Origin of the sequence: Intrasporangium sp. (genome assembly GCF_036566125.1) — a bacterium.
Classification (GTDB): Bacteria; Actinomycetota; Actinomycetes; order Actinomycetales; family Dermatophilaceae; genus Intrasporangium.
The window spans coordinates 1-13,811 of the sequence record NZ_DATCWX010000007.1; the positions used below are offsets into that span (position 1 = coordinate 1).

Annotated in this window: 12 protein-coding genes; 8 read left to right on the forward strand and 4 right to left on the reverse strand. The window is 70.3% G+C overall.

The window, feature by feature from the left end; genetic code table 11:
* From VIR15_RS00550 to VIR15_RS00565, 4 genes are all read left to right on the forward strand, one after another.
* Positions 1–181 (forward strand): hypothetical protein (locus tag VIR15_RS00550; RefSeq protein ID WP_331925517.1); only part of this gene is annotated, 181 nt, incomplete at its 5' end.
* A 9-nt stretch (positions 182–190) separates the two neighbouring features.
* Complete coding sequence (locus VIR15_RS00555; protein ID WP_331925518.1) at positions 191–847, forward strand: MBL fold metallo-hydrolase; 657 nt, start codon at positions 191–193, stop codon at positions 845–847.
* Positions 848–890: 43 nt separating this feature from the next.
* Complete coding sequence (locus VIR15_RS00560; RefSeq protein ID WP_331925519.1) at positions 891–1,697, forward strand: ABC transporter ATP-binding protein; 807 nt, start codon at positions 891–893, stop codon at positions 1,695–1,697.
* Positions 1,673–3,244 (forward strand): hypothetical protein, encoded by a 1,572-nt coding sequence (locus VIR15_RS00565; RefSeq protein WP_331925520.1) that lies wholly within the window; start codon positions 1,673–1,675, stop codon positions 3,242–3,244. Before VIR15_RS00560 ends, VIR15_RS00565 begins: the two co-directional genes overlap by 25 nt.
* A 68-nt stretch (positions 3,245–3,312) precedes the next feature.
* Here VIR15_RS00565 and ppgK read toward each other — a convergent pair whose 3' ends face one another.
* Together ppgK and map are read right to left on the reverse strand one after the other, a co-directional pair.
* On the reverse strand, positions 3,313–4,074 hold the full coding sequence (ppgK, locus tag VIR15_RS00570; RefSeq protein WP_331925521.1) for a polyphosphate--glucose phosphotransferase: 762 nt from the start codon (positions 4,072–4,074) through the stop codon (positions 3,313–3,315).
* Between the two features lie 52 nt (positions 4,075–4,126).
* On the reverse strand, positions 4,127–4,990 hold the full coding sequence (map, locus tag VIR15_RS00575; protein ID WP_331925522.1) for a type I methionyl aminopeptidase: 864 nt from the start codon (positions 4,988–4,990) through the stop codon (positions 4,127–4,129).
* Positions 4,991–5,067: 77 nt separating this feature from the next.
* On the opposite strand from map, the gene VIR15_RS00580 reads away from it, so the two are divergent.
* Positions 5,068–5,268: a methionine aminopeptidase gene (locus tag VIR15_RS00580; protein WP_331925523.1), complete on the forward strand. Its 201-nt coding sequence runs from the start codon at positions 5,068–5,070 to the stop codon at positions 5,266–5,268.
* A 22-nt stretch (positions 5,269–5,290) separates the two neighbouring features.
* Here VIR15_RS00580 and panB read toward each other — a convergent pair whose 3' ends face one another.
* Positions 5,291–6,160, reverse strand: coding sequence for a 3-methyl-2-oxobutanoate hydroxymethyltransferase (gene panB / locus VIR15_RS00585; protein ID WP_331925524.1), 870 nt, complete (start codon positions 6,158–6,160; stop codon positions 5,291–5,293).
* A gap of 74 nt (positions 6,161–6,234) precedes the next feature.
* On the opposite strand from panB, the gene VIR15_RS00590 reads away from it, so the two are divergent.
* The 3 genes from VIR15_RS00590 to VIR15_RS00600 are packed head-to-tail and all read left to right on the forward strand — an operon-like array spanning position 6,235 to position 11,910.
* A complete protein-coding gene (locus tag VIR15_RS00590; protein WP_331925525.1) occupies positions 6,235–7,572 on the forward strand; it encodes a glutamine synthetase family protein in 1,338 nt (445 codons plus the stop codon).
* A gap of 22 nt (positions 7,573–7,594) precedes the next feature.
* A complete protein-coding gene (locus tag VIR15_RS00595) occupies positions 7,595–10,639 on the forward strand; it encodes a bifunctional [glutamine synthetase] adenylyltransferase/[glutamine synthetase]-adenylyl-L-tyrosine phosphorylase (protein ID WP_331925526.1) in 3,045 nt (1,014 codons plus the stop codon).
* Entirely contained in the window at positions 10,636–11,910 is a 1,275-nt protein-coding gene (locus VIR15_RS00600; protein WP_331925527.1) for an MFS transporter, read from the forward strand. The genes VIR15_RS00595 and VIR15_RS00600 overlap by 4 nt, the downstream gene beginning before the upstream one ends.
* A gap of 115 nt (positions 11,911–12,025) precedes the next feature.
* On the opposite strand, the gene VIR15_RS00605 is transcribed toward VIR15_RS00600, so the two are convergent.
* Complete coding sequence (locus tag VIR15_RS00605) at positions 12,026–13,465, reverse strand: carboxylesterase/lipase family protein (protein WP_331925528.1); 1,440 nt, start codon at positions 13,463–13,465, stop codon at positions 12,026–12,028.
* Positions 13,466–13,811 lie beyond the last annotated feature (346 nt).

Sequence of the window (13,811 nt, forward strand, 5' to 3'; positions counted from 1 at the left end):
CCGCCGTCGGCACCCGCAGCGGCTGCGGCTGATCAGCCGGGTGCTCGGGCTGGACGACCTTCGCTCGGACGCCGCGATCCGCGAGTTCGTTCGGGACAGGCCATTCGTGGCGCTGCGCCCGGAGTGTGTGCCCGAGCCCGACCCGGACGGCGGACCCTCTATCGCCGAGCCGATGACCTAGGTTTGAGGAATGCGAGTGACTCACCTGGGACACGCCTGCCTGCTCGTCGAGATGGCCGACCGGCGCATCCTCGTCGACCCCGGCAACTTCTCCTCTGGCTTCGAGGACCTGACCGACCTCGACGCGATCCTCGTCACCCACAACCATCCGGACCACTTCGACCCCGAGCCCGCCGCACGGCTGATCCGTGCGAATACCAGGGCGTCCGTCCATACCGACCCGTTGACGGCGGAAAAGCTTGGCGCAGAAGGCCTTCAGGCCGTGCCGACGCGACGCGAGGAGCAGTTCGCCATCGGCGACATCACGATCACGCCCGTTGGCGAGCTGCACGCCTTCAACAACGATCACGTGCCGCAGATCCCCAACGTCGGGCTGGTCCTGCGTGCCGACGGTGAGCCGACGCTCTTCCACCCGGGCGACGCCTATGACGCCGAGCCGGGCGAGGTCGACGTGCTGGCCCATCCGCTCAACGCGCCGTGGTGCGCCAGCCGGGACTCGATCGGCTTCGTGGCCCGCATCGCGCCCAAGGCCTTCGTGCCGATCCATGACGCACTCCTCTCCGAGCGTGGCAAACGGATGTACTGCACCCACATCGAGTCGTTCTCGGGGGTCGACGGCCTGACCCTGCGCTACCTGGCCGACGGCGAGTCCGGCGAGTTCCAGTGAGTCCGGCACCGACCACCAAGCACGTTCCACGACTCGGGGAGAGATGACAGAACACCTGGACCTGCCTGCGCCGCACGGCGCGCCGGTCACCGGACCGGCCATCGCGATGCGTGGACTCGGCAAACGCTTCGGCGACGTCATCGCCGTCAAGGGGATCGACCTCGACGTCCCGCGTGGCTCGTTCTTCGGCCTCGTCGGCCCGAACGGCGCGGGCAAGACGACCACGCTCTCGATGGCGACCGGACTGCTCCGTCCCGACGCCGGACAAGTCTTCGTCCTCGGGCACGACGTATGGGCGGACCCGGTCACCGCCAAGCAGCTGCTCGGCATCCTGCCCGACGGGTTGCGCGTCTTCGACCGGCTCACGGGGCTGCAGCTCATCGTCTACGCCGGCCTGCTCCACGGGCTGTCCCGCGAGGTGGCGACGGCCCGCGCCGACGAGCTGCTCCAGGCCCTCGGCCTGACCGAGGCCCAGGGCAAGCTCGTCGTCGACTACTCGGCCGGCATGACGAAGAAGATCACCCTCGCGACGGCCCTCGTCCACGCGCCCCGCGTCCTCGTCCTCGACGAGCCGTTCGAGGCGGTGGACCCGGTCTCCGCGGCGACGATCCGCGGCATCCTGTCCGACTTCGTCGGCGCGGGCGGCACGGTCATCCTCTCGAGCCACGTCATGGACCTCGTCGAGCGCACCTGTACCCACGTCGCCGTGATCTCCGACGGGCTCGTCCTCGCACAGGGCACGGTGGACGACGTGCGGGCCGGCGGCAGCCTGGAGCAGCGCTTCGTCGACCTCGTCGGCGGGAGCATCGAGGTGGAGGGACTGGCGTGGTTGCGCACCTCGTCCGACTGAAGCTCGACCTGCTGCGCAACAGCCTCCGACGCAGCCGGGCGCAGGCCATCGGGATGATCCTCGGTGTCCTGTACGGCGCGTTCGTCGTCGTCGCGCTGGCCGTTGGGGTCGCCGTCCTGCGTGGTGAGCCCGACGTGGCGCGGCTCGTCGTGACGATCGGCGGCGCCGCCGGGATCGTGCTCTGGATCCTCCTGCCGATCTTCGCCTTCGGCTCGGACCCGACCCTCGACCCGGGCCGCTTCGCGACCTTCTCGATCCCACCGCGGCAGCTGGCGGTCGGCCTCCTCCTCAGCGCGTTCGTCGGCCTGCCCGCCATCGCGTCGATGGTGCTCGGCGTCGGAGTCGTCATCGCGTCGTCGCAGACTGCGCTGTCGACGGTCACTGCCCTCGTGGCCGTGCCGATCGGTCTGCTCACCGCCGTCGCCGTCAGCCGCTGGGTCTCCTCGCTCGCGACGGGCGCCGTCTCCAGCCGGCGGGGCAGGGACGTCACCGCCACCCTCGCCGTGTTCCTCCTGGCCGTCGTCGTCCCTGCCGCATCGCTCGCGGGAAGTGCGGCAGGTGACTGGGGCGGCTTCGCCGAGACCGCAGCGGATGTGCTCGGCTGGACGCCCCTCGGTTGGGCCTGGGCAGCCCCTGGGGACGTCGCCACGGGCGACTTGGCCATCGGTGTGCTGCGTCTCGCACTGGCAGCGGGCGGCTTGGCCGTCGCGATCTGGTTGTGGGACAGGGCGGTCCGTCGACAGGTCGTGGCGCCGCGTGGTGTTGTCCGCCCAGGCTCACAGGGAGCCGCGACAGGTGACCTGGGCGTCCTCGGGCGCGTCCCGGACGACGCGACGTGGGCGGTGGCCGCACGCACACTGACGTACTACGCCCGGGACCCCCGCTACCAGGTGTCGATGTTCCTCACCCCCTTCGCACCGCTCGCCCTGCTCATCCCGTTCTTCATGAGCGACATCACGTGGGTGCCGCTGCTCATGGGTCCGCTCGCCGCCTTTCTGCTCGGCTGGAGCGAGCACAACTCCGTCTCGTACGAGTCGACGGCGTTCTGGATGCATGTCGCCTCAGGGGTCCGGGGCCGGTCGGACCGGCTCGGCCGTCTGCTGCCCAGCCTGCTCATCGCCGTCCCTTTCGTCAGCGCCTACTCCGTGGTCGGCGCGTGGCTCGGCGGTCGGTGGGACCTGCTCCCGGCGATCGTGGGCCTCTCAGCCGCCCTGCTGGGAGCGGGCTACGCCATCTCCTCGATCATGAGCATCGCCCTGCCCTATCCCGTCCCCAAGCCGGGCGAGAGCCCGTTCCAGAGCCCGCCCGGTGCCGCCGGGATGACGATGCTGTCGCAGTCCGTCGCCGGCCTGGGCACCCTGCTGCTCGGGGCACCGGTGTTCGCCCTCAGCCTCCTCGCCTGGACGGGCACCAGCTGGGCGCCGTGGCCGGCTCTGCTGGCCGGCCTCGCGGTCGGTGTGGGCGCCTTCTGGCTGGGACTGCGCCTCGGCGCGGCGCTCTACGAGCGGCGCGCCCCCGACCTGCTTCTCAGCCTGACGGTCGACTGAGGGCTCGCCCGCGAGCGAGCCCAGCGGCATACGGAATATGCCGTATGCCGCTGAGCTGGGACCGCGCGTCAGCTCGCGAGGTCGACGGCCCGGTGAGCGGCCCCGATGATGCCGGCCTTGTTGCGCAGCTCGGCCGGCACGATGGGCGCGCGCAGCCGGAGCTTGGGCAGGAACTTGTCCGAGTCCCTCGAGACGCCGCCCCCCACGACGATGAGGTCGGGGGAGAAGAGCATCTCGATCGTCTCGTAGTAGCGCTGGAGCCGCTCGATCCACTCGTCCCACGAGAGGCCCTCGTTGTCCTTGACCGAGGAGGCCGCCCGGTCCTCGGCGTCGTAGCCGTCGATCTCGAGGTGGCCCAGCTCGGAGTTCGGGATGAGTCGGCCGTCGTGGATGAGCGCCGAGCCGATCCCGGTCCCGAGGGTCGTGAGGATGACCAGGCCATGCTCGCCCTTGGCGGCGCCGTAGTGCAGCTCCGCCAGCCCGGCGGCGTCCGCGTCGTTGAGGACGGTGACCGAGCGGCCGGTGTGCTCCTTGATGAGGGCCTCGGCGTCGGTGTTGATCCAGGACGGGTCGATGTTGGCCGCGGACAGGACGGTGCCGCGGATGACGACGGCGGGCACCGCCACCCCGATCGGTGAGCCTCCCGTCTCCTTGTCGAACTCGTCGACGATCTGGTCGACGACCTGGGCAACGGCCTCTGGCGTCGCCGGCTGTGGCGTGGCGATCTTGAGCCTGCTCTTGGCGAACTCGCCCTCCTTGAGGTCGACCGGCGCACCCTTGATGCCGCTGCCGCCGATGTCGATGCCGAGCGGGTAGCCCTTCTTCGCCATGCTGTCGCTTCCTCCGCAGGGTTGGGGGGTGAGGGTGCCGGCCCGGTCGGGCTCAGGGCAGGGTGAGGATCTCGTTGCCATCGTCAGTGATCACGATGGTGTGCTCGAACTGTGCCGAGCGTCGGCCGTCTCGGGTGACCACCGTCCACTTGTCGTCCCACATCTCCCACTCGTGGGTGCCGAGGTTGAGCATCGGCTCGATGGTGAACGTCATGCCGGGCTCCATGACGGTGTTGTACTGCGGCGCGGCGTCGTAGTGGGGGACGATGAGACCGGAGTGGAACTCGAGGCCGATGCCGTGCCCGGTGAAGTCCCGGACGACGCCATAGCCGAATCGCTTGGCGTAGCTCTCGATGACGCGCCCGATGACGTTGAGCTCCCGCCCCGGGCGAGCTGCCTTGATGCCTCGCATCATTGCCTCGTGCGTGCGCTCGACGAGCAGACGCGACTCCTCGTCGACGTCGCCGACGAGGTAGGTCGCGTCCGTGTCGCCGTGCACTCCATGGATGTAGGCCGTCACATCGATGTTGACGATGTCCCCGTCCTCGAGCGGGCGCGTGTCCGGGATGCCGTGGCAGATCACCTCGTTGACGCTCGTGCACACCGACTTGGGGAACGCCTTGTAGCCCAGCGGTGAGGGGTAGGCCCCGTGGTCGAGCATGAACTCGTGTGCGACCGCGTCGAGCTCGTCCGTCGTGACGCCGGGGGCGATCCGCTCCGCGGCCGCCGCCATGGCCTGGGCCGCGATGCGCCCTGCGATCCGCATCTTCTCGATCGTCTCGGCGTCCTTGATGCGGACGTCGCCGTCCTCGCGGGGGTGGGGCACGTCGACGTAGTGCGGACGGGCGATCGCGGCGGGGACGGGTCGTCGCGGGGTCAGCGGGTGTGCTGCGACATGGGAGCGGGCCAACGGCATACGGTGGAGTCTAGGTCGTTCGCGCGGGTGTCCCGCGTAGGACGCCCGCCCACCGAACACGTCGAAGGGAGAGCGGGATGAGCTTCTGGTACAACGTCCGGACCGGTCAGGTGGAGACCGACGCGAATCGCAGCATCGGCGAGCGCGTCATGGGTCCCTACGCCACCGAGGAGGAGGCTCGCCACGCGCTCGAGAGTGCCCGCGCCCGCAACGAGAAGTGGGACGAGGAGGACGAGGAGTGGGAGCACCGTAACGAGGCGCCCGGCTGGGACGACTGATCGAGTGAACGGCTTTTGGGGTTCAGGCGTCGAAGGAATGCTCCGCGGCGGGGAAGGCGCCTGACTCGACGTCCGCGGCGTAGGCCTTGGCAGCATCGAGCAGCGTGCCGCGGAGGTCGGCGTACTTCTTGACGAATCGGGGCGCCTTCCCGGCCCGCAGTCCGGCGAAGTCGCTCCAGACGAGGACCTGTGCGTCGGTGTGGGGCCCCGCGCCGATGCCGACGGTGGGGATGGTGAGGGCCTCTGTCACGCGGGCGGCCACCGGTGCGGGCACCATCTCGAGCACCACGGCGAAGGCGCCGGCCGCCTCGAGGGTGCGCGCCTCGCGGGCGAGCCGGTCAGCTGCCTCGCCGCGACCCTGGACGCGGTAGCCACCCAACTGGTGCTCGCTCTGCGGCGTGAAGCCGACGTGGGCCATGACGGGGATGCCCGCCGTCGTGAGCAGCTCGACGAGCGGGGCCATGGCCGTGCCGCCCTCGAGCTTGACGGCGTGGGCCAGGCCCTCCTTCATGAAGCGGACCGCCGTGGTGAAGCCCTGCTCGAGCGAACCGCCGTACGAGCCGAACGGGAGGTCGGCAATGACGAGGGCTCGGTTGGTGTTGCGGCTGACCGCCCGGACGAGGGGGATCAGCTCGTCCACCGTGACCGGCACCGTCGTGTCGTAGCCGTAGACGTTGTTGCCGGCGGAGTCCCCGACGAGTAGTGCCGGAATCCCGGCCTCGTCGAAGATCTGGGCCGAGTACATGTCGTAGGCGGTGAGCATGGCCCACCGGCGACCTTCTGACTTCATCGCCTGCAGGTGCGGGATCCGCACGCGCCGAGGCGAGTCGGCCGCAGACGTCGCTCCGGCGCCGTACGGGTTCGGCTGTTCGGCGGAGGAGGCGTCGATCATGGCGCGAGCATACGGCGCGTCCTACCAGCGCGGTCCGTTACCTCGGTGAAACAGGCATGCGGCAGGATCGACACATGAACCGTCAGGAAGAGTTCGTGCTGCGCACCATCGAGGAGCGTGACATCCGCTTCGTCAGGCTCTGGTTCACCGACGTGCTCGGCACCCTCAAGTCCGTGGCGGTCGCGCCGGCGGAGCTCGAGGGCGCCTTCGCCGAGGGGATCGGCTTCGACGGTTCCGCGATCGAGGGCTTCGCCCGCGTCTACGAGGCGGACATGCTGGCCAAGCCCGACCCCTCGACCTTCCAGATCCTGCCGTGGCGCGGAGACCCGCCCGGGACGGCCCGGATGTTCTGCGAGGTCCAGATGCCCGACGGGTCGCCGAGCTTCGCCGACCCGCGGCACGTGCTCCAGCGGGCCCTCGACAAGGCGGCAAACCTCGGCTTCACCTTCTACACCCACCCCGAGATCGAGTTCTTCCTGCTCAAGCCGGAGCCCGGCGCCGACGGGCGGCCCGTCCCGGTCGACGACGCCGGCTACTTCGACCACGTGCCCCACGGCACCGGCCACGACTTCCGACGCGCGGCGATCACGATGCTCGAGAACATGGGCATCTCGGTCGAGTTCAGCCACCACGAGGGCGCGCCCGGTCAGAACGAGATCGACCTGCGCTACGCCGACGCCCTGAGCACGGCGGACAACATCATGACCTTCCGGACGGTCGTCAAGGAGGTGGCGCTGTCGCAGGGCGTCTACGCGACCTTCATGCCCAAGCCGTTCGCCGAGCACCCCGGCTCCGGCATGCACACCCACCTGTCGCTCTTCGAGGGCGACTCCAACGCGTTCTACGAAGCCGGGGCGCCCTACCAGCTGAGCAAGATCGCCAGGCAGTTCATCGCGGGCCTGATCACCCACGGGGCCGAGATCACCGCCGTCACGAACCAGTGGGTCAACTCCTACAAGCGCCTGTGGGGCGGGGGAGAGGCCCCGGCCCACCTGACCTGGGGCCACAACAACCGCTCGTCCCTCGTGCGCGTGCCGATGTACAAGCCGAGCAAGGGCCAGTCGACCCGGATCGAGGTGCGCTCGCTCGACTCGGCGTGCAACCCGTACCTCGCCTACGCCGTCATCCTCGGGGCCGGGCTCAAGGGCATCGAGGAGGGCTACGACCTCCCCCCCGAGTCCGAGGACGACGTGTGGCAGCTCACCGACGCGGAGCGTCGCGCCATGGGCATCAAGCCGCTGCCGGAGTCGCTCGGCTCGGCCATCGAGGAGATGCAGCGGAGCGAGCTCGTCGCCGACGTCCTCGGCGAGCACGTCTTCGACTTCTTCCTGCGGAACAAGCGGCAGGAATGGCAGGACTATCGGCACGACGTGTCGCGCTTCGAGCTCGACCGCTACCTGCCGCGCCTCTGACCCGACGGGCGGCTGGCACCGGATGTCACGCACCACCTCGACCACCGGCACCCTCGCCCGGCTCGGCTTCGCCCATCCCGACCGGGCCGTCAGCCACCTCGCCGACCCAGTCCTGGCCGCCCTTCGCGGTGACGGCGCCGACGGGGGCGACGCGTTCGCAGACAGTCTGCTCCAGGCCATCGGGGACACCGCCGATCCCGACCAGGCGCTGCTCGGACTCGTCCGTGTCCTCGAGTCCCTGCAGAGACAGGGCGACCCGACAGACCTTCGTTCCCTCGTCGACGAGCTGCTGGCCGAGGGTCCCGGCCGGGACCGGGTGCTCGGCGTCCTCGGGGCCTCGACCGCGCTCGTCGACGAACTCGTGCGGCACCCGGGCCACTGGGTGGACGCGGCCCGAGCCCAGCGGCATACGGCGGAAGAAGTCCGCGCCGAGCTGGTGGCCGCCGTGACGACGGAGCGCGGGAGCACCACGGCACTCGATGCGCTTCGCATCGCCTATCGGCGGGGCCTGCTCCGGATCGCGGCCCGCGACATCACATCCGCGGACCCGGTCGCCGACATGCCGACGGTCGGGGAGGCCCTCGCCGAGCTCGCCGAGGCCGCGTTGGAGGCGGCCCTCGCGATCGCCCGCGAGGAGTACGGCGACGGGCACGAGCAGTGCCGCCTGGCGATCATCGGGATGGGCAAGACCGGCGGTGGCGAGCTGAACTACGTCAGCGACGTCGACGTCATCTTCGTCGCCGAGCCCGCCGATGGGGTCGACGAGGAGACGGCCCTCCGGATCGGCACGGCGCTCGCCTCGGCGACGATGCGCGCCTGCTCGGCGCACACCCGGGAAGGGACGCTGTGGCCGGTGGACGCCGGCCTGCGTCCGGAGGGCAAGCAGGGCCCGCTCGTGCGCACCATCCGCAGCCACCAGGCCTATTACGAGCGGTGGGCCAAGACGTGGGAGTTCCAGGCGCTGCTCAAGGCGTGGGTCTCGGCGGGGGACCGCGAGGTCGGCCTGCGCTACAAGGAGGCCATCTCGCCGCTCGTCTGGGAGGCCGCCAGCCGGGAGCACTTCGTCGAGGATGTCCAGGCGATGCGACGGCGGGTCGAGGAGCACGTGCCCGCGAACGAGGCGGCTCGCCAGCTCAAGCTCGGCCCCGGCGGCCTACGTGACGTGGAGTTCAGCGTGCAGCTGCTCCAGCTCGTCCACGGCCGGACCGACCCGTCGCTCCGGTCGGCCACGACGCTCGAGGCACTGGCGGCGCTGGCGAAGGGCGGCTACGTCGCCCGCGACGACGCGGCCACTCTCGACCGCGCCTACCGGCACCTGCGCTGCCTCGAGCACCGGATCCAGCTCCACCGGCTGCGCCGTACCCACCTCCTGCCCGACAACCCGGCGGATCTGCGGCGGCTCGGACGGGCCATGGGACACCGGACGCATCCTGTGAAGTCAGTCGTCGCCGACCGCCAGGCCGTCGCGCGCGAGGTCCGCCGGATCCACGAGCGGCTCTTCTACCGGCCGCTCCTCGCGGCCGTCGCCCGGCTCAGCCCCGACGAGGTGGGCCTCTCGCCCGAGGCTGCGCGCGAGCGACTGCGCGCCCTCGGCTTCCGAGACCCGGCCGGCGCCCTGCGCCACATCGAGGCGCTGACCACCGGCGTGAGCCGTCGTGCGGCCATCCAGCGGCAGCTGCTGCCCGTCATGCTCGGCTGGTTCGCAGACGAGGCCGACCCCGACGCCGGGTTGTTGTCCTTCCGTCGCGTCTCCGACGCGCTCGGGACGACGCACTGGTATCTCAAGATGCTCCGCGACGAGGGACGTGCGGCGGATCGCTTGGCGCACAGTCTGGCTCGCAGTCGCTATGCCGCGGACCTGCTGATTCGTTCTCCCGACAGCGTGTCGATGCTCGGCGAGCCCGGCGGCCTCGAGCCGCGGTCGCGGGAGGCCCTGACAGCGACGATGCGCGCCGCCGCGGGCCGCCGTGAGAGCGGGACCGACGCCGTCCTCGCCGTGCGGGCCATCCGGCGGAACGAGGTGCTGCGCATCGTCATGGCCGACCTCGCCGGAGAGCTCGACGTGCGCCAGGTCGGCGCCGCCCTGACCGATCTCAACGCCGCCACGCTCGCCGTGTCCCTCGAGGCGGCGACGGCTGAGGTGGAGCGGCGAGAGGGCGTGCCGCTCGGGGGCGACCTGCTCGTCGTCGGGATGGGCAGCTTCGGCGGGGGCGAGATGGGCTACGCCTCGGACGCCGACGTCATGTTCGTGCACCGCGCCCACGATGCCGGTGACGAGTCGCCCGACGAGCCGGGCATGCAGGCCAGGGCGACCCTCGTCGTCCAGGAGCTGAAGAAGCTCCTCACGGCCGGCGCCTCCGAGCCGCCACTGCCGCTCGACGCGGACCTGCGCCCCGAGGGCAAGAACGGCCCGATCGTCCGCAGCATCGAGGCCTACCGCACCTACTACGACCGGTGGGCGCTGACGTGGGAGTTCCAGGCGCTGCTGCGTGCGGCGCCCGTGGCGGGGCCTGACGACCTCGCCCGCGACTTCCTACAGCTGATCAACCCGCTCCGCTGGCCGGAGGGCGGACTGGGGGACAGCCAGGTCCGCGACATCCGCCTCCTCAAGGCGCGCATGGAGTCCGAGCGGCTGCCTCGCGGAGCCGACCCGGGCACCCACATCAAGCTCGGCCGTGGTGGGCTCACCGATGTCGAGTGGACCGTGCAGCTCCAGCAGCTGACGCACGCCCATGCGACACCGAGCCTCCAGGTCACCTCGACCCTGCCCGCACTGGACGCTCTCGAGGCAGCAGGTTTGATCCCGGCCGCTGACGCGGCGGCCCTGCGGGAGGCGTGGCTGCTCGCCGCGATGCTGCGCAACGCCGGAGTCCTCTGGCGCGGCCGCCCCGTCGACAGCGTCCCCGACGTCCTCCGGGACGCCGACGGAATGGGCCGGATCATCGGCCGGCACGCTGGGGAGGCGAGCGGTCTGCTCGAGCACTGGCGACGGGTGGCACGCCGGGCGCGCACGGCCGCCAGTTTCAACTTTTACGACTCACCACCTCGGGGTAGCGTCATGCCGTGAGCCATCGTCGGGGAGCCCAGAGCCGAGCACCCTCCTACGCGGACATGCTCCGGGTCCCGGGCTACCTGCCGATCTTCTTGGCCAACGCCTTCTCGATGTGGGGCGACTACGTCGCGCGAGTGACGATCGCCGCCGTCGTGTTTGCGCGGACCGACTCGCCGCTTGCCACTGCCACGACGCTCGCCATCAGCTTCGTGCCGACCTTCCTCGGCCGCAGTCTGCTCGGGCCAGTCGTCGACCGCTTCCCCTACAAGTCCGTCCTCGTCGTCAGCCATGTCTCTCGGGCGCTCTGCGTGCTCGCCCTCGTCTGGCTCGTCATGACGCCGGCGTCGCTGCTGTGGGTCTTCGCCGTCCTGTTCCTCCTCGAGCTGATCGGCGGGGCGGCGAGCGCCTCGAACCTCGTCCTCATCACCGACCTCTTCGAGCACGATCGACCGCTCTATGCGCGGGCGGTCGGCCTGAGCGCCATGGCGGAGCAGGTCAACCAGGCGCTGGGCCTCGCCCTGGGTGGCGGGCTCGTCGCGCTCCTCGGCCCCCGCGTCGGCCTGCTCATCGACTTCGGCACGTTCGTCGTCGCGGCCAGTGTGATCCTGGTCGTTGTCAACAGGCGACCCGTGCACGGCAGTCGCAGCAAGGGGGTGAGGGGCTTCATCCACGACCTCGGCAGCGCCATCGGCGACCTCGCCGGGCACAAGGTGCTCGCCCGGCTCATGGCCCTGAGCGCCGTGGCAAGTCTCGGCATCGCGGCGCCGGAGGCACTGGCCATCCCGATCGCCGGGGACAACGGGTGGGGCGGCGTCCTCATGGCAACGCCGATCGTGGGCGCGGTGGTGGGCATCCTCGTCATCGGTCGCTTCGACGTGCACCGCCAGAACGCGTCCATCGTGCCGCTCGCCCTCGCCATGCCGGTGCCCCTGCTGGCCACGGCGCTGCATCCCCCGCTCGCCCTCCTCGTCGCACTGTTCTTCGTCAGCGGACTCCTCCAGGCCTTCATGGTGCCGCTCCAGGCGACCTTTGCGCTGGCGACCGTTCCGGAGATGCGCGGCCGGATCTTCAGCCTGGCCGGCTCGGTCGCCGTCGCGGCCGCGGGTGCCAGCTATCTCGGCGCCGGCTGGGTCGGCCAGCACACCAACCCCTACCTCGGGGTCGCCCTCTGTTCCGCCGTCTGCCTCGGCCTCATCGTCGTGCTGGGCCTCCGGTGGCCGCACCAGCACGTCACCGCGACCGTCGAGGACGCCTACGCGACGTCCCGCACGTCGCGGGCCGCGTGAGCGCCCCTTCATGCCGTATGCCGCTGGGCTCGCTGCCGTCCCTGCCCTTCCTTCCCGACACGGCTGAGGTTGGGGTCAGTGCATTGGCCGACCGGGAGCAGTCGCGGGCCCCGGCTTACTCACCGAGCAGGTCAAGCACGCCTGGGGGATCGCTCCAGATCTGGCGTGACAGGTGCTCTGGATAGGCCGTGACCCTCGGTTCGATGTCGAACAGTCGGGTCAAGCCGTTGTCGTAGGCGGGCCAGCCCGGGTCGCCGTTCGTGGCGAACGCCCTCCAGGCGTGCTGCATCTGCTCGGACACCCCTGCTGCTGCAGGCGTGGGGTCACCGATCAGCACTGCGGGCTGGCCGACCGTGAGGTTCCCGAACACCAGCGGGACGTCCAGGCCGTGGCAGGCGCCGAGTGCTCCTCCCAGGCCCGGCGCGGGCCAGGTCAGCTCGTAGAGGTGCGCCCGGCCGCCTGCGGCGCGTTGAGCCTCTGCAAGGTGCGCTGACGGCATCCGGAAGAGCCAGTCCGAGCGCACGGCTTCGTACCGGTCCTCGGGGTCGGGGAAGATCTCGCGGTACCGCTCGGGATCCGGCGCGAAGAGCGTCGCAGCCTCCGTGGCGTCGACCTCGGTGACCTTGCCGAGCAAACCACTCACCAGACTGAGCAGGCGCTGCTCGTGGCGGGTGTGTCCGACGATCAGATCGACCTGGCCCGTCAGACCCTCCCATGGAGTGCAGGGGAGAACGTCACCGTCCACGACCGGCGAGAACAAGACCTTCGCGTGCGCAGCCAGTCCCCAGCGTGCGGCGAACTGGTCCATCGTCGCCAGGACTGCGTCCCCGGCGGCAGGCAACCGCCAGGGATCCGTCGCCGGAAGCTCAGTGGGCTCGATGCCGAGCTGCTGTGCACACGTCCGCGTGATGTCGTCAGCCAGCGCCGGAGTGAAGTAGGTGCCGGGCATGCTCTGCGCGATGGCACGGCGGAACAACCCGGCGGCTCGCGGCATCACCAGTAGCGCCGCCACCGATCCCGCGCCCGCGGACTGGCCGAAGACGGTCACCCGGTCGCGATCCCCGCCGAACGCTCCGATGTTCTCTCGCACCCACTCAAGCGCCGCCACCTGGTCCAGCAGGCCGCGGTTGGCGGGAGTCCCCGCCACATATCCGAAGCCTTCGAGTCCCACCCGGTAGTTGAAGGTCACAACCACGACCCCGCCTCGTGCGAGGTTGCTGCCGTCGTACTCAGGCAGGCTGGACATGCCGAATGCGTAGGCGCCGCCCTGGAACCAGACCATCACGGGAAGCCCGCCCTGCAGACCTGGCGACCAGACGTTGACCGTCAACCAGTCATCGCCCTGCCCACCGAGCGAGTCCATTCCGAAACTTCCGGACTGCGGGGGCGACGGTCCGAACGTCATGGCATCCCGCACGCCGTCCCACGAATGCACCGGGCTTGGCGCACCGAACCGCTTCTCCAGGCTGGCGTACGGGATACCACGAAAGACGGTGACGTCGCCGTCCACGTGACCGCGGACGACGCCACCCGTCACGTGGACGTCGATCTGCAATGCAGGGCTACCTCGTCACAGGTCGTAGTACATCTCGAACTCATCCCGCACGGGTGAAAACCGTTGACTATCAACGGTAAACGGCCCTGACCTGCACGGATACGGTTCCGAACCGTTGGGAATCCCTGACGGTTTGTGAACCTCCTAAGGACAAGCCAAGGACAAGGAACGGCCCCAGCCAAGGCGTTGCAGCGCCCGGCCAGGGCCTAGGCCAATCGCCCCGAGGAGGCAATCAGCCATGCACGACATCATCCCCGAAAACCCAGACCTCGCGCTCGTCCGTGAGCTCGAGCGGGTCCGCCATCTCGTCGCCCAGCTCGTCGATCCCGAGGTCGGCGAGGCGCAG